Source organism: Microbacterium alkaliflavum (assembly GCF_044325405.1).
GTDB classification, from domain to species: domain Bacteria; phylum Actinomycetota; class Actinomycetes; order Actinomycetales; family Microbacteriaceae; genus Microbacterium; species Microbacterium alkaliflavum.
Genome location: NZ_JBIQWL010000001.1, coordinates 252,168 through 268,285, shown reverse-complemented (window position 1 = coordinate 268,285; position 16,118 = coordinate 252,168). Strand labels below are relative to the sequence as shown.

14 protein-coding genes are annotated in these 16,118 nt (G+C 70.0%); 3 read left to right on the top strand and 11 right to left on the bottom strand.

The genetic code is table 11. The features are described from left to right. Window positions 1–4 precede the first annotated feature (4 nt). The 5 genes from ACH3VR_RS01110 to ACH3VR_RS01090 form a co-directional block, all read right to left on the bottom strand. A complete protein-coding gene (locus ACH3VR_RS01110) occupies window positions 5–1,246 on the bottom strand; it encodes a maltokinase N-terminal cap-like domain-containing protein (RefSeq protein WP_396638905.1) in 1,242 nt (413 codons plus the stop codon). A 76-nt stretch (window positions 1,247–1,322) separates the two neighbouring features. Beyond that, window positions 1,323–1,673: a metallopeptidase family protein gene (locus ACH3VR_RS01105; protein ID WP_396638904.1), complete on the bottom strand. Its 351-nt coding sequence runs from the start codon at window positions 1,671–1,673 to the stop codon at window positions 1,323–1,325. Between the two features lie 67 nt (window positions 1,674–1,740). After that, entirely contained in the window at window positions 1,741–3,333 is a 1,593-nt protein-coding gene (locus tag ACH3VR_RS01100) for a phospholipase D family protein (protein WP_396638903.1), read from the bottom strand. A 119-nt stretch (window positions 3,334–3,452) separates the two neighbouring features. Further along, window positions 3,453–5,615, bottom strand: coding sequence for a beta-glucosidase family protein (locus ACH3VR_RS01095; protein WP_396638902.1), 2,163 nt, complete (start codon window positions 5,613–5,615; stop codon window positions 3,453–3,455). Further along, window positions 5,606–7,165 (bottom strand): family 43 glycosylhydrolase, encoded by a 1,560-nt coding sequence (locus ACH3VR_RS01090; RefSeq protein ID WP_396638901.1) that lies wholly within the window; start codon window positions 7,163–7,165, stop codon window positions 5,606–5,608. Before ACH3VR_RS01090 ends, ACH3VR_RS01095 begins: the two co-directional genes overlap by 10 nt. A gap of 123 nt (window positions 7,166–7,288) precedes the next feature. Between ACH3VR_RS01090 and ACH3VR_RS01085 the strand changes: the two genes are divergently transcribed. From ACH3VR_RS01085 to ACH3VR_RS01075, 3 genes are all read left to right on the top strand, one after another. After that, a complete protein-coding gene (locus ACH3VR_RS01085) occupies window positions 7,289–8,263 on the top strand; it encodes a LacI family DNA-binding transcriptional regulator (RefSeq protein WP_396638900.1) in 975 nt (324 codons plus the stop codon). 160 nt (window positions 8,264–8,423) lie between these two features. Continuing rightward, complete coding sequence (locus ACH3VR_RS01080) at window positions 8,424–9,731, top strand: MFS transporter (protein WP_396638899.1); 1,308 nt, start codon at window positions 8,424–8,426, stop codon at window positions 9,729–9,731. 133 nt (window positions 9,732–9,864) lie between these two features. Next, the gene (locus ACH3VR_RS01075; RefSeq protein WP_396638898.1) at window positions 9,865–10,851 is read left to right on the top strand and encodes an LLM class F420-dependent oxidoreductase; all 987 of its coding nucleotides are present in this window, start codon (window positions 9,865–9,867) and stop codon (window positions 10,849–10,851) included. On the opposite strand, the gene ACH3VR_RS01070 is transcribed toward ACH3VR_RS01075, so the two are convergent. From ACH3VR_RS01070 to ACH3VR_RS01045, 6 genes are all read right to left on the bottom strand, one after another. Beyond that, complete coding sequence (locus ACH3VR_RS01070) at window positions 10,848–11,111, bottom strand: hypothetical protein (protein WP_396638897.1); 264 nt, start codon at window positions 11,109–11,111, stop codon at window positions 10,848–10,850. The genes ACH3VR_RS01075 and ACH3VR_RS01070 overlap by 4 nt on opposite strands. Before the next feature lie 70 nt (window positions 11,112–11,181). Next, window positions 11,182–12,162: an alpha/beta hydrolase gene (locus tag ACH3VR_RS01065; protein ID WP_396638896.1), complete on the bottom strand. Its 981-nt coding sequence runs from the start codon at window positions 12,160–12,162 to the stop codon at window positions 11,182–11,184. Between the two features lie 135 nt (window positions 12,163–12,297). Next, complete coding sequence (locus tag ACH3VR_RS01060; RefSeq protein WP_396638895.1) at window positions 12,298–13,668, bottom strand: FAD-dependent oxidoreductase; 1,371 nt, start codon at window positions 13,666–13,668, stop codon at window positions 12,298–12,300. Between the two features lie 57 nt (window positions 13,669–13,725). Further along, window positions 13,726–14,781 carry a polyprenyl synthetase family protein gene (locus ACH3VR_RS01055; protein ID WP_396638894.1) on the bottom strand — a complete coding sequence of 352 codons (1,056 nt, stop codon included), beginning with the start codon at window positions 14,779–14,781 and terminating at the stop codon, window positions 13,726–13,728. A 9-nt stretch (window positions 14,782–14,790) separates the two neighbouring features. Continuing rightward, on the bottom strand, window positions 14,791–15,453 hold the full coding sequence (ubiE, locus tag ACH3VR_RS01050; RefSeq protein ID WP_396639635.1) for a bifunctional demethylmenaquinone methyltransferase/2-methoxy-6-polyprenyl-1,4-benzoquinol methylase UbiE: 663 nt from the start codon (window positions 15,451–15,453) through the stop codon (window positions 14,791–14,793). 81 nt (window positions 15,454–15,534) lie between these two features. Next, window positions 15,535–16,098: a hypothetical protein gene (locus tag ACH3VR_RS01045; protein ID WP_396638893.1), complete on the bottom strand. Its 564-nt coding sequence runs from the start codon at window positions 16,096–16,098 to the stop codon at window positions 15,535–15,537. Window positions 16,099–16,118: the final 20 nt, after the last annotated feature.

Sequence of the window (16,118 nt, the reverse complement as noted above, 5' to 3'; positions counted from 1 at the left end):
CCGCTCAGGCGAGCGCGGCGTCGATGCCCGCGAGCGGCACGGACAGCCAGTGCGGACGATTCCGCGCCTCGTAGATCGACTCGTAGACCGCCTTGTCGAGCACGAGTGCGCGCAGGAGGACAGGGTCGAGCTCGACCGATCCCGGGGCCCCGGTGTACGACTCGACGAACGCGTCCTGGCACGCCGCCGCCCAGCCGCTCGCGTCCGGCCCACCGGCGAGGGCACCCGCGTAGTCGAACGACCGCAGCATTCCCGCCACATCGCGCGGAGGCAGGTCGGGGATCGCGCGCTCCGTCATCGGACGCAACGGCTCTCCCTCGAAGTCCACGATGCGCCACCCGTCGCCGGGCACGGCGAGCACCTGACCCAGGTGGAGGTCGCCGTGGATGCGCTGCAGCCGCGGCCATCGACTCTCGAGCGCCGCGCGATAGACGGCATCGATCGCGGCAAGGCGCTCGGCGACGGCGGGAACCTCCGACGCGGCGATGGCGAGCCGGCGGTGCCAGGCGGCACCGGTCGACGCCACCTCGCCGGGTCCGGCATCCATCGTCTCCAATGCGGAGCCGAGCGCCCCGTGCACTCCGGCGACCGCCGTGCCGAGATCTCTGGCGGCGGTGGTGAAGTCCCGCCCCTCGCTCGCGGCCTCGAGGGCGACCGCCCATCCGTCGCGCACCCCGGGGAGGAACTCCTGCGCGAAGCCGAGGGTGCCGTGCGCAACGCCCGAGTCAAGTCCCACATCGGGCCAGTCGGCGTCGAGGCTCCCGAGGAATCGCGGCACGTAGGGCGACCCGGCGTCGCTCAGCACGCGCTGGACGGTGACATCGGGGTTCTCGCCGTGGTGGAGGGTGCGGAAGAGCTTGAGGATGATCGCCGGCTGCCCGTCTTCGTCGAAGACGATCGAGGTGTTGGACTGCTCCCCTGTCAGCACGCGCGAGCCCGTCACCCGACTGACGTCGATCCCCATGTCGGCGAGCATGCCCACCGTGAAGCCGGCGTGCCGGGCGGCGTCGATCAGGCACCCGCTGTCGTCGCGGCTGACGACAGCGTGCGGCTCGAAGGACTCGGCGACGCGGGTGAGCGGCACGTGATACAGCACGGGAAGCGTGCCGGCATCATCCATCACCAGGTAGCGCGTGGCCCCCGGGACGGGTTGCTCGTCGAGGACTCGGAATCGCGGGGCATGGCTCTTGCCCGCGTACCACCGTTGCTGCGCCACCCAGGCGCCGAGCTCCTCTATGAGTCCCACAGTTCACTGTGACCTGTTTCGGGTGCCTGAGGGAAGGGGTGGACGGGCGCGACCGGGGGACGTAGTACTTTCGCGCCTAGGCCCACCCGAGTTCGCGCAGCCGCGCGTCATCCAGCCCGAAGTAGTGCCCGATCTCGTGCACGAGGGTGATGCGCACGCGCAGCCGCAGGGCGTCGAGGTCTGGACTGTGGTCCTGCATGTTGTTCTTGAACAGGGTGATCCGGTCGGGGAGCTCTCCGTACCCGTACACGCCGCGTGTCTTCAGCGGGCGTCCGCTGTAGAGCCCGAAGAGCCGCGGCCGCTCTCCCACGGGCTGGTTCGCGATGAGGATCGCCACATTCTCGAGACCCCTCACCATGTCCTCTGGCAGAGCGTCGTACTCCTCCTCGACCATCGCCTGGAAGTCCGCGTCGGAGATCTCGACCATGGCACCCATTGTGCGGGCCGTCGGGAAGGCGGCGGGCGGATTGCGCGATCCGCGTCGATTCCCGGTTTCAGAACGTCGCGGTCCCCCTCCACGGCCGAGGACGGGCATCCGGGTCCACGGCCAGGCGCCTGATCGGGGCGGCCCACAATCGCTGCCATCGAGAGACCGGCTCGATCGTGTGACGCCGGACTCGACCAGCGGGTCTCCCGGCCGCATCCCCGCCCACGTGCCAATCGTCGAGGGCGTCGGCGCTCGCCGTCCACAGGGCGAGCCCTTCGGCTGGATCGCGAAGGCGGAGATCGTCCGCGGCTACTCCGAGGTGCTCGGCCCACAGCTGCACGCGAAGGTCACGAGCGACGGAATCGGCGGGCTCGACGCTGTCCGCGCCGACCGCTGGGCCGACGACGGCGCACGTCAGCTCGCTGTCCGCTGTCCACGAGCGGAGGTTGAAGTTGTCGGACCCGCAGGTGAACCAGGTGTCATCGACGATGCAGATCTTCGCGTGCAGATACACGGGAACGCCGGCCTCGTTCTCGAGGTCGAACACCCCGACGCGGCCCGGAGCGGCGCGGTGCAGCTGCGCGATGGCACGGAGCTGCCCGAGTCGACCAGCAGGCCCGATGAGCGGTCCATCCGTGTCGGGGTAGCGCGGAACGACCACGATGACCTGCAGCCCGGGGTTGTCGGCAAGGGCCTTGGCGATCCCTGCAGCGACCTGCTCAGACCAGAAGTACTGGTCCTCGATGTAGATGAAGGACCGTGCCTGCGCGAACGCCTTCGCGTACGCGCGCGCAACGCTCCGCTCCCCCTCCGGGGCGAACGGGAACGGAGGACGCTTGGGGCCGTACGTGCGCAGCACCTGCACGGCGTGGGGCCCCGCTGCGGGCGGAGGCGGTGCCGTCTCAGGGAGGGGTTTCGGATGCCGCGGCATGTCCGCGAGTCGTTGCAGCAGCATCCGATAGGGGGTGCGGTGGTCGAGCGGAGTGGGATCGTTCCATCGCTCCGCGAAGACCGCCAGGAGGTCGGATACGACGGGTCCGCGCAGCTCCAGCGATGCATCGTGCCAGGGTGGTCGACGGCCGTAGCGGTCGTCCATCCTCAGCGCTTGCGGATCGCCCTCGTGCGCTGCGTCGTCGCGTCGGCTGTGCGACAGGTCGAGCCCGCCGACGAACGCGACATCACGTGACGGGTCGTCTCGATGCCGGATGACGAAGAACTTCTGGTGATGGGATCCGAACAGACGCACCCGCTGGTCGAGCAGGATCTCACCACCGGCGTCGTTGACCCGACGACCGAGCTCGATGTTGGCGCGACCGCTGATCGGTGCCGAGATGCGTTCGCCATGCGATCGCCACATGAGGCCGCGCACCTCGACACCGGCGCGAGCCAGTTCAGCGAGGAGATCTCCGATCGAGGGACCGTCCGCGAGCAGCTGCTCGTCGGAGTCGCCGCGCCAATCCGTGAACCACACCCGGTCGCCGGGACGCAGGGCCGACAGCTCTTCGTGCAGTCGCGCGAAGTACGTCGCGCCGTGCACCAGGGGGCGCACCAGGTTGCCTTCCGACCACGAAGTCTCATCGGCGTCGCTCGTCTGGATGCGTGTGGCAGGGTTCCCGCGCTCCGAGCGATCGAGGAACCACTGGGCGGCACCCTTGTCCACGCAGGCACTCTACGACATGGCCGTCGACCTCGGCGTCGACCTCCACTTTCGTCGACCACCGGCAGACGTCTGCGCGCGACCGATCGCGGCCGGTCGCGCACAGACGGGTGGAGGGGGTCCTAGACCACCGGAAGGCGGGTGACGGCTGCACCGGGGTCTCCCGCGTACGCCCCGGCCTCGAGCGTGGCGACGCGGGCGGCGGGTGCGAAGCCGTTCGCGGTCCATCGCTGCAGAGGTCGGGTCGACCCGTGCACGGTCACCTCAGCGGTCTCGCCCGCCGCGAGGGCCACCGGCTCGAAGCCCAGCAGCACACGACGCGGGAAGTCAGGCGCATCCACGGTGCCGTAGAGCTGCACGACGTGGCGACCCGCCCGGCCGCCGGTGTTCGTGACCGTGACGCAGGCGGTGAACGCCTCCCCCGCGAGCGTCGACAACTCGACCGACTCGATCTCGAACGACGTGTACGACAGCCCGAACCCGAGCGGGAACGCAGCCGCGTGACCGTCGCGGTCGAGCAGGCGCTGACCGAACCACCGGTCGTACACGATGCTCGTCGCGGTCCGGTCGAAGAAGGGCAGGTGCTCCTCGGCCATCGGGATCGAGTAGGGCAGCCGGCCCGCCGCATCCGTCTTCCCGAGCAGCACATCGGCGAGCGCGTGCCCGCCCTCCGCACCGCTGTACCAGCCGATCGCGAGGGCGGGCACCGCGTGGCGCCACTCCTCCGTGATGACGGCGCCGGCGGTCACGACCACGACGACGGTCCGCGGGTTCGCGGCGACGGTGCTCCGGATGATGTCGACGTCGACCGGTCGCAGGCGCAGGCTCGCGCGGTCGCCGCCCATCGCAGTGCCCATGGCACCCGCGGCCTGCGAGAGGTCGAAAGCCGGCGCGCCCTCGGGCAGCGGCGGGAACAGCTGTAGCAAGGCGGGATCGGCCATCGAGTCCGCCCCCATGTACTCTCCCTCGTCCGCCGCGGTGTACCCGACGACGACGATCGCGACATCCGCGGATGCCGCGGCGGCGGCCGCGGCATCCGGATCGTCGTCGAGCACGCTCGTGATCCGCGCGTCCGGCAGGGCGGCGGTGAGGCCCTCCAGCGCGGTCACGACGTGCGGCGACCGCACGTCGGACGAGCCGTGGTCGCCCGTGTTGGCGAGGTCCGCGAGGCGTCCGATGAGGGCGAGCGAACGCAGCGTGTCCGAGAGGGGCAGCAGCGGCGCGCCCTCGACGGGCTCGTTCTGCAGCAGGACGATGCTCGCGCGAGACGCCTCGCGAGCCAGGGCGCGATGCTCGTCGCTGAACACGACGTCAAGGCCCGGCTCGGCATCCCGTTCCCGCGAATAGTGCGCCAGCTGGGTGCGGAGGATGCGGCGGACCGCACGGTCGACGTGCTCCCACGAGACCTCTCCCGCATCGAGCGCCGCAGGGAGCCGGTGCGCGCGCTGCTGGCGGAACGGCTCCTCCACGTCGAGACCCGCCTTCAGCGACAGCCCCGCGTCGCGCAGCCCGAAGATGAAGTCGGACACCGTGACGCCCTCGAAGCCCCACTCGCCGCGGAGCACGCCCTCCATGAGCAGCTCGTTCTGCCCGGCCCACTCCCCGTTCACCGAGTTGTACGACGTCATGATGCCGTCCACGCCCTCCTCCACGGCACGGCGGAAGTGCGGCAGGAAGACTTCGTGCAGTGTCGCGTCGTCCACCTGCACGTCGACCTGGAAGCGGGCGTTCTCCATCGAATTGAGCGCGAAGTGCTTGGCTACGGCCATGGCGTTGCGATGGATGCCGCGCACGAGGGCGGCGCCGAACTCACCGAGGAGGAGCGGATCCTCGCCGTAGGTCTCCTGCGCGCGCCCCCACGCGGGGTGCCGAGGGAGGTTGATGCAGACGCCGCCGAAGAAGTTCGCCCCGTGCGCGCGCAGTTCGCGGCCGATGGCGATGCCGATGCGCTCCTCGAGGTCGAGGTCCCATGTCGCTCCCCGCGCCATGGCGACGGGGAAGGCGGTGGATCTGCCGACGACGGCTCCGCGCGGGCCGTCGCTGAAGCGCAGGCCGGGGATGCCGAGACGATCCACGCGACCCATCTCGATGGGCCGGACGTTGTAGCCGTCCTGCATCATGGCGCCCATCGAGGACCAGAACTCCCCGTCGCCGTCCAGGAGCCAGAGCTTCTCGTCGGGCGTCAGCTCGGACAGGAGCCGCTCGGTCTCGGCGGCGAGATCACCGCCTCGGCTGAGCCGCTCCACGGCGGCATCGAAGATCTGCGTCTCGGTCGTCATCGACATGTCGTCTCCTCCTGAACAGGGCTGTCGGATCGGTGCTGGTGTGTCTCGGGGGTGAACGTGAGTGCGGCGACATCGCCCAGCTCTCCGCGGTCCGGGTGGAAGCGGAGATAGACGGCCTGGACACCGTCCACTGATGCCACGACCGGTGCGTGCAGGTCGATCCAACCGCGGCCGACATGCGGCGTGGCGACGACCACGGTCGCCACGGGAGCCGCATCCGGATCGCCGACGCAGACCTCGATCCGGCCGGTGCTGCGCGGATCGACGCTGAGAGTCACCGTCTGCGCTGCGCCCGCGCGGAAGTCGAGGTACTTGAAGCCCACGACGGACCCGGCGCGGGTGTCGGACACGACCTGTGTGAGTGGGCGACCGGTCTCCGGATCCACGGGAGCGGACGGATGCTCGCGCAGCACGATCGCCGGACGCCGGCGTCCGCGGCCCACGAGGTGGCACGCGATGTACGCAGGCCAGGTGCGGAAGGCGTCCAGGGGCGACGCGTCGAGGCCCTGCGAGGTGTACTCGGACTGCTCGAAGCCGCCGTCCGCACGCTGCCGCAGCGGCACCGCGCAGGCCTGACGGCCGTCGGCGGTGTGCCGGTGATAGACCTGGTACCAGGTGTCGCCGGCGCGGAACATCCCGCCGTGCGTGTTCCCCCGACGATCGGTGGCGCCGGGCTGCTCGTTCAGCCAGCCGTTGCCGAGGGCGACCAGCGGTCCCGCCGGTGTGAAGGGGCCGCTCGGGCTGACGGAGATCGCGTGGTACATGCCGGAGAACTCCTCGCCGCCCATGGCCCAGTACGAAAGGACGAAACGGCCGTCGACCTCGCGGATCGAGGGGCCGTTGACCATGACGGTCCTGCGCGCGCGACCGGAGCGCGCGGCGCGAATGGCGTCGAGCGGTGTCGCGCGCAGGATCGGGGTGATGAAGCGGCCGGTGTCGGGGTTGCGGATGACGGTGAGACCGTCTGCCGGGTCGAGCTCGATCACGGAGCAGTTCAGGAGGCCGAAGTAGAGGAACAGCCGGCCGTCGTGGTGAAGCATCGCCGGATCGTAGGGGTACTCCGCGATGCGCAGCCGGCCGCCGCTGAAGGCCCCCTTGCCGTCGCCGAAGACGCGCCCGTCCGGGTAGCGCAGCCGGCCCACGTACTCGAAGGGGCCGGTCGGCGACGGTGCGACGGCCAAGCCGAATCCGGATGCCGACAACCCGACGCCGTAGTACATGAGGTAGCGGCCGTCCACCTCGATCACATCGGGCGCGAAGAGGTGCGCGTTGATGCCGTCCTTGCCGCGGCCGACACGATCGGCGACGTAGGGATCCTGCATCCGCGGGTAGATCACACCGTCGAATCGCCATGCGGCCAGGTCGTCCACCGGAGCCGAGTAGCAGACGTAGTCGCCTGCGCAGACGCCCTTCGCACCGGCTCCCTCATCGTGCGACCCATAGAGGTAGACGCGGTCGCCGAAGACTCGCGGTTCGCCGTCCGGGATGAACTCGGTGGACGGCAGGAACGGGTTCACCGACCTCGTCTGGGTGCCGATCACATGCTCCATGTCGCTCCTTCGCGCTGGCTTCGGTACGGATGATCTTGTACCTACGCGCGTCAGTTACGCGCGTAAGTGATGATAGATTGACGAGGCCGCTGAGCGCAAACCGCGGCAGGACGGGAGGCCGCAGTGCCTGTTGCCAGTGTCGACAAGGTGACCAGTGCGGATGTCGCGCGCCTCGCAGGCGTCTCGCGGGCGACGGTCTCGTACGTCCTGAACGACAAGCCGGGCCAGACGATCTCGGAGTCGACGCGTGCGACAGTCCTCAAGGCCGCCGAGAAGCTCGGCTATCGCCCGAACACCGCCGCACGTCGCCTCGCCGGCGGCTCGGCCCGCCATGTCCTGCTGCTCGCTCCGCGCGTGCCCACCGCCGACCAGCTGAGCAAGCTCTCGTGGCTGCTCACCGACCTTCTGGCGGAGCACGGCATCGCGCTCTCGATCGCGTTCGACAGCGGGGATGCCGCATCCCTCGTCCGATCCGCGCGCGCGACGGGAGTGGATGCCATTCTCGCGATGCGGCCCTTCGAGCCTGGCGAGCAGGCCGCCCTCGAGGCCGTCGGGGTCAGCATCCTCTCCTCCACGGCCGCCGCCATGAGCGGGCAGGAGGTTCTCGCCGCCGCGCAGGTCGAGCACCTCGCGGCGCGCGGGCACACCCGCCTCGCGTTCGCGCGCCCTGCGGAGGAGGGGCTCGAGTTCTTCGTGTCCGGACGCGAGGCAGGCGCTCGCGCCGCGGCCGACGCGCATGGCGCCGAGATCGTGGACAGCGTCGCCTTCGAAATGGACGGGTCTGATGCGGCGACGATCATGACGACCTGGAAGGCTGCCGGCGTGACGGCGGTGGTCGCCTACAACGACGAGGTCGGGATGCGGGTCCTCCACGGAATCCGGATGGCCGGGCTGTCGTGCCCGGACGACTTCGCGGTCATCGGCGTCGACAACCTGCCGGTGAGCCAGGTGTCGGACCCTCCGCTCTCCAGCATCGAGATCCTTGCGGACCGTTACGCCGAGGCCATCGCCGCCGAAGTCGTGGGCGATGCACCGGTCGCCTCCGCGTCGGTCGACCCCGGTGATGTCCTGCGGGTCGTGGTGCGCGCATCCTCCTGATCTGCTGAGACGGCTTTGCACGATCGGCGATCGTGGCTTATGCTCACTTACGCGCGTCACTTACCCGCGTAAGGACTTGGGGTCCTTGAGTCACGCGGTCCGGTACCCGTCCGGGCTGGTCAGGGCATCCACGGCGGATGCCGAGAGGAACACTTCGACGATGACGTCTGACACTTCGGAACAGACCGACGACCCGATCGTCCCGATGACGGAGAACACCTTCGTCGCGGAGGCCGCGGGCCACGACGACCCGCCCGTACCCGTCAAGGGCCTGCGCCGCCTCATGTGGTGGATCATTCCGGGGAACCTCGGGATCTTCATGATCTGGGGCTCGTCGCTCTTCCTGCTGCTCCCGCAGCAGATCACCGAGCAGTTCGGCGACGCGAACAAGGTCGCGAACCTCGCGATCACCTCCACGATCGGCGCGTTCGTGGCGATGATCGCCCAGCCTGTGATCGGTCAGATCTCCGACCGCACCCGCTCCCGGCTCGGACGGCGCGCACCGTGGATCCTCATCGGCGGCCTCGCGGGCGCGCTGTGCCTCGTCGGCATGGCGTTCGCCACCTCGTTCGTCGGCCTCGTCATCGCGGCCACGCTGATGCAGATGTTCTACAACGTCGCGCAGGGACCGCTGAGCGCCGTGATGCCCGACCGCGTCCCGGTCAAGCGTCGCGGCACCTTCTCGGCGCTGACCGGCGTCGGCGCGATGCTCGGCGCCATCGGCGGCTCGATCCTCGGCTCGATGTTCTTCCACGACATCGCCGCCGGGTACATCACCTTCGCCGTCATCTCCGTCGTGCTGCTGAGCCTCTTCGTCATCTTCAACCCCGACTACTCCAGCCGCGACATCGAGGTCGAGCCGTTCAGGCTCCTCGACTTCCTCAAGACGTTCTGGGTCAACCCCGTCAAGTACCCGGACTTCTTCTGGGCTTTCACCGGTCGTCTGCTGCTGTACACGGGGTACTTCGTGGTCAGCGGCTACCAGCTGTTCCTCCTCACCGACTACTTCCACGTCGCGCACCCCGAGCAGGTGATCCCGCTCCTGAGCATGATCAACCTCGTCGGCATCGTCATCTCGACGGTCGTCTCGGGACCGCTGTCGGACCGCTTCGGACGCCGCAAGCCGTTCGTGTTCGTGTCGGCCGCCATCGTGGCGCTGGCCTTCGTGCTTCCGTGGATGTGGCAGGACCTGACCGCGTGGGTCATCATGACCGCCATCGCCGGCTTCGGCTTCGGCATGTTCCAGGCGGTGGACACCGCGATCATGAGCCAGGTGCTCCCGTCGGCCAAGTCGTTCGCGAAGGACCTCGGCGTCGTGAACATCGCCGCGACGCTCCCGCAGACCGTCGCCCCGGCCGTCGCCGGCGTCATCGTCCTGACGTTCGGCTACGCCGGGCTGTTCCCGGTCGCGATCGTGCTCGGCCTGCTCGGCGCCTTCGCGATCTGGCCCATCAAGTCCCTCCGCTGATCCGGCGGAACGGAGCGCCGCCGGCCGCGTGCCGGCGGCGCTCCGGCATCCGCTCGTTGATGACACCGGGGCCGGGCGCCGCAGCGCCGGGTCGTGGGCGATTCCGCGCCCGAACCCTCACTAACCTGAAATCGTGCGATTCGGAACCTTCATTCCCCAGGGCTGGCGATTCGACCTCGTGGGCATCGACCCCGCCGAGCACTGGGCAGTGATGAACCGCCTCGCGCAGCGCGCCGACGCCGGGCCGTGGGAGTCGCTCTGGGTCTACGACCACTTCCACACGACCCCCGTGCCGAGCGAGGAGGCGACCCACGAGGCGTGGACGCTCATGGCCGCGTTCGCAGCATCCACCAGCCGGATCCGGCTCGGGCAGATGTGCACGTGCATGGGATACCGCAACCCGGCCTACCTCGCCAAGGTCGCCGCGACCGTCGACATCGTGTCGGGCGGGCGTACCGAGATGGGCATCGGCGGCGGCTGGTACAAGCACGAGTGGGAGGCGTACGGATACGGCTTCCCCGAGATTCCGCAGCGACTCGGGATGCTGCGCGAGGGCGTCGACATCATGCATCAGGCGTGGACGACCGGGAGCGCGACGCTCGACGGCAAGCACTACCAGGTCGACGGCGCCCTCGTGCGCCCGCTGCCGCTCCAGGACGGCGGCATCCCGCTGTGGGTCGCCGGCGGTGGCGAGAAGGTGACGCTGAAGATCGCCGCGAAGTACGCGTCGTACACGAACTTCGCGGGGTCTCTCGACGAGATCGACCACAAGAGCGACGTGCTGCGCGGGCACTGCGACGCGCTCGGCCGCGACTTCGCCGAGATCACCCGGTCGTCGAATTTCAACACGATCGTGGGCGCCACCGAGGCGGAGGCCCACGACCGGCTCGCGGCCGTGAAGGCACGCCTGCTGCCGCACGTCGGGCAGGAGCGCGCCGACCACATCGAGCGCGACTACCTCGCCTCGCCCGCGTTCGGCTCGGTGGAGCAGGTCGCCGAGCGTCTGTCGGAGCGCGAGAGGCACGGCATCGCGTACGCGATCCACTACTTCCCCGAGGCCGCGTACGACCTCTCGGGCGTCGAGCTGTTCGAGCGCGAGGTCGTCGGCGCGCTCGGCTAGCGCTTCCCCCAGTCGGCGACCGGTCCGCCGTTCGGTCCGTGCGAGCGCACATAGGCGGCGTGGATGCGCTCGCACGCGACCTTGAGGCTCGTCGCCCAGCCGATCACCTCGCCGCGATAGACGGTCTTGTACCGGACGTCGGCCCCGTTCATGATGCGGCGGATCTCGACGGAGCCGTACATGCGGCCCTGCTCGTCGAGCATGCGCCACGTGCCCGTCGGGCCCTCGACGGCGCTCAGGATCGGGTGCCAGTCGGCCATCTGCGAGGGCGTTCCTTCCTCCGGCCGACAGGATCAGGCTAGGCCGATCCGCCGACATCCGGAAGGCTCCTCACCGCCCCTCGAGCGCTCCCCGGAGCACCCACCGCTCGAGCGCCGAGTAGGCCTCGTCGCGCGCGTCGGGGCGTGACAGGAACACGTCGTGGAGGGCGCCGTCGATGCGCGCGATCGTGACGCTCCGGCCGATGCGCGTCGCCGTGCGGGCGATGTCGTCGACGACGAGGACGGAGTCCGACGACGACATCGCAGCGGTCCACGTGAGCTGCAGCGACGACCGCGCCGACAGCAGCACGAGGGCGGGGCATCCCACCTCGATGCCGAACGCGACGCGGCGGTGGCCCTCGAGGACCGCGGCGAACCAGGCCGGATGCGTCGGGAAGCCGAACTCGGGCCGCCAGGTGTCTCGATACCCGTCGACGGGGAGCACGCCGACCTCGCGCTGCGCCCGCGTGTAGAACCCGAAGTCGACGGCGGCCTGCGTGCCGCGCGGATCCCAGCGGGCCCGTGCCTGCACGAGCGGCGCGAGCGCCTGGCGCCCCATCGCGCCGAGCTGCAGCTCGAGCCACGGACTGTTCAGCACGAGCGCCGCGACCTCGCCGTGGTGTCGCGCCGCCCACAGCGCGAGCGTGAGCCCGCCGGTCGAGTGCCCGAGCAGGACGAGGCGGCGTCCGCGCCGGTGACCGATGGCGTCGAGAGCCGCCGCGATGTCGGCGTCGTAGTCGTCGAGGTCGGTGATGAAGCCCGGCGTCTGGCCGTCGCGCAGGCTGCGCCCGTACTTGCGCAGGTCGAGCGCGAAGAACCGCGCCCCGAGGCCCGTCCAGAAGTGCGCCTGGGCGGGCTGGAAGAAGTAGTCCGACCAGCCGTGCACCGACAGCACGTCGACATCGTGCAGCGGACCCAGCACTCCGCGGAGAGGATTCGGGATGCTGCGCACCACCGTCGCGACGAGGTCGCCCTCGTCGTCCGCCCCCAGAGCCAGCGTCTGCTGCTCGAAGCCGTCGCCGAGGATGTCGGGCGCCCACTCGCCTGCCATGGGCCCAGCCTATGCAGACGCGCCGGGGCGCGGCATCCATCCCCTCTCGATCACGCCGTCGGACAATCGCGCCGATCTCGGCTCGATCCGGCGCAATCCTCCGACCTTCGCCGGATTCTCCGACGACGGCGGGCGTCAGTCGCGGGAGATGGTGACCATCTCCTGGCGCGGGACGACCTTGATGCGGGCCCGGCCGTGCGGCTGACCGAGGTCGATCTCGTGGTTGTCGAGGCGGTGCCAGCCGTCGAGGTCGGTCCAGAGCACGCCGCGCGAGGCGAGGAGCGCCGGGATCGCGTCCTCCGACGGGTCGACGGGCTGCCACCACGACCCCTGGTCGTTGATGAGGTGGCGGATCGTCTCCATCGCGTCGGACTTCGTGTGGCCGATGAGGCCGACCGGGCCCCGCTTGATCCAGCCGGTCGCGTAGACGCCCGGGACGCGCTGATTGGAGTCGGGATGCAGCGCCTGACCCTCGCGGTTGGGGATGACGCCGTGCCGCTCGTCGAACGGGACGCCGGGAAGCGCCGAGCCGAAGTAGCCGACGGCGCGATAGATCGCCTGGATCGGAAGCTCGCGGATCTCGCCCGTGCCGACGACGCCGCCCTCGCCGTCGGAGCGCGTGCGCTCCCATCGGAACGCGGCGACGCGGCCGTCGGCGTCCTTCACGACTTCGAGCGGCTTGGCGAAGAAGTGCAGGTGGAGGCGACGGGATGCCGTACCCCCGGCGTTGTTGACGGAGTCGCGCTTTCGCCACGACTGCAGCACGCGGTCGATGACCATGACCTGCTTGTTGCTCGCGATCGCGTCCTTGGAGGCCTCGTCGTAGTCGAAGTCCTCGTCATAGACGACGGTGTCGACGTCGTTCAGCTCGCCGAGCTCACGCAGCTCCAGGGGGGTGAACTTGACGTTCGCGGGACCGCGACGGCCGAAGACGTGCACGTCGGTGACGGGCGAGGCCTTGAGGCCTTCGTAGACGTTCGCCGGGATCTCGGTGGGCAGCAGGTCGTCGGCGTGCTTGGCGAGCATCCGTGAGATGTCGAGCGCGACGTTGCCGTTGCCGATGACGGCGACCGACTGGGCGTCGAGGGGCCATTCGCGCGGCACGTCGGGGTGGCCGTCGAACCAGCTCACGAAGTCGGCGGCGCCGTACGATCCCTCGGCGTCGATGCCCGGGATGTCGAGGTCGGAGTCGCGGATCGCACCGGTCGCGAAGATGACGGCGTTGTAGTGGTGCTTGAGGTCGTCGAGCGTGATGTCCTGACCGAAGCGCACATTGCCGAAGATGCGGATGTCGCCGCGGTCGAGCACTTCGCGCAGGGCCGTGATGATGCCCTTGATGCGGGGGTGGTCGGGCGCGACGCCGTAGCGCACGAGCCCGTAGGGCGCCGGAAGCTGCTCGAAGAGGTCGATCGAGACGTCGAACTTGCGCTCAGCCTTCAACAGGATGTCGGCGGCGTAGATCCCGGCCGGCCCTGCACCGACGATCGCGAGGCGGAGCTTGGTCATGGGGGTCCTTTCGGGGCTCGGCGCACCGCGCGCGTCAGCGCGCGATCGGGGCCGGGGTCAGCTGGAGCGGTCGGCGACGGCCTGCGCGAATCGCGTCAGGGCCTCGCGGACGGGTCCGTCGGGGATCGGGGCGAGCGCGTCGATCGCCTCCTGCGACCACCGGTGCGCGAGGTCGAGCGTGGCCCGCGTCGCCTCATGCTCGCGGAGGGCGGCGAGTGGCTCGTCGAGGAGCGCGGGGTCGCCCCCGTCGGCGATGCGCGCGACGCCGTCGTCGATGCGCTCGCGCAGCGAGGCGGACGACTCGTCGCCGAGCTGCCCGAGCAGCAGGTACGGCATCGTCGGCACGCCCGCGCGCAGATCGGTGCCGGGCACCTTGCCCGTCTCGTCGGGGTCGGCGGACAGGTCGATGACGTCGTCGAGCAGCTGGAAGGCGACACCGGACTTCTCGCCGAACGTCGCGAGAGGCTCTTCGAACTCGACGGGACCGCCGCCGAACGTCACGCCGACCTGCGCCGAGGCCGCGATGAGCGAACCGGTCTTGTCGGCGAGCACCTGCAGGTAGAACTCGACGGGGTCGTCGGAGTCCTGGGGTCCGACGGTCTCGTGCATCTGGCCGAGCACGAGCCGCTCGAAGGTGTCGGCCTGCAGCCGGATCGCCCGCTCGCCGTGGCGCGCCATGATCTGGCTCGCCCGCGAGAAGAGGAGGTCGCCCGTGAGGATCGCGATGCTGTTGCCCCACACCGCATGTGCGCTCGGGATGCCGCGCCGCTTGTCCGCGGCATCCATCACGTCGTCGTGGTAAAGCGAGCCGAGGTGCGTCAGTTCGAGCGCCGTGGCCCCCTCGACGACCTGGTCGGTCACGCCGTCGCCGAGCTGCGACGTGAGCAGGGCGAGCATGGGCCGCACCCGCTTGCCGCCGGCCTCGTAGAGGTAGCGGCTCGTCACATCGGCGAGCGGGTCGGTGATGTGGAGCTCTTGCCCGAGATTCTCGTCGACGCGGACCAGACCTGCCTCGACCGTCTTCAGCAGTCGACGAGACCTCGGTCCCGCGAAGACGCGGTCGGTGAGGCCCAGCTTGCTCGCGAGACGCGAGCCCGGCGCTGAGGGAGACACCCTGACAGCCTACCGGCCGCTCTTGCGGGCTCGGTGGAGCGCGACGATGCCGAACGACAGGTTGCGGTAGGCGACATCCGTCCAACCCGCCTCGCGCACCCATCCGGACAGCGTGCGCTGGTCGGGCCAGTCCTTGATCGACTCGTTGAGGTAGTCGTACGCCTCCGCGTTGGAGCTCACGGCCTTCGCGACGGTCGGGAGGATGCGGTCGTTGTAGAACCGGTAGAGCCCGTTGAACGCGCGCGACGGCGGGTGCGAGAACTCGCACACGACGATGCGGCCGCCGGGCTTGGTCACGCGCAGCAGCTCGCGCAGCGCCTTCTTGGGATCGTTGACGTTGCGCAGCCCGAACGACATCGTGACGGCGTCGAACTCCTCGTCGCCGAACGGCAGGGCCGTGGCATCCGCCTGCACGAACGTCAGATTCGGGATGCCGCCGTGCCGGCGCCGTCCCTCGGCGATCATGCCGGGCGAGAAGTCGGCCGCGACGACCTCGGCACCGCTCTTGGCGAGGCTCACGCTGGACGCGCCCGTCCCTGCAGCGAGGTCGAGGATGCGCTGTCCGGCGCGCGGCGCGACGGCCCTTGTCGTGGCGATGCGCCACAGCTGGTCGTTGCCGAGGCTGAGCACGGTGTTGGTGCGGTCGTACCCCGGCGCGACCTCGTCGAACATGCCGCTGACCCGCCCGGGGTCTTTGCCGAGGTCGGCGCGATGGGGCTCGTGGCCGGCGGAGCTGGAGGTCACCCGTCGAGTCTAGGCGTCCCCCGCTGCGAGCCCGAGGGCGTCGAGCCGTGCGAGCCAATGTCTGCGCGTCGTGTCGTCGAACGGCGCGTCGTGGGCGCGCACGCGCTTCTCGAGGTCGACGGCGAGCGCCTCGAGCGCATCGACGAGCCCCAGCGGGTAGCCGTACGCGACGCGGTGCTCGTCCCACTCGTCGCGGTCGTCGATCCAGATGCCGCGCCCGTCGCGCGTGTCGACGACGTCCAGGTCCATGTCGACGCCCGTCGGGTCGTCGCCGTCCCACCGCAGATCCCACGCGATGTCGATGTAGACGCGATATGTTCCGGGCGCCGCATTGAACGTGGCCGCGTAGTCGCCGCTCGGCGGAAGGAGTGTCACGTTGGGCACCTCGACGGCGAAGTCGCGCCCCGGGCGCCGGCTGCGCCATCCCGGAATCTGACCGAACCACTCGCCCCACCGGTCGGCGCCGAGGTAGACGCACTCGTGCACCCAGTGCTCGCCGCCGTCCCACTTGCGCCAGCGGAAGAGCACGCGCGTGCCCGGCTGGGGCCTGGCGGGGGGCGCATCTGCGGGCACGAATGCGAGTCTAGGCTTGA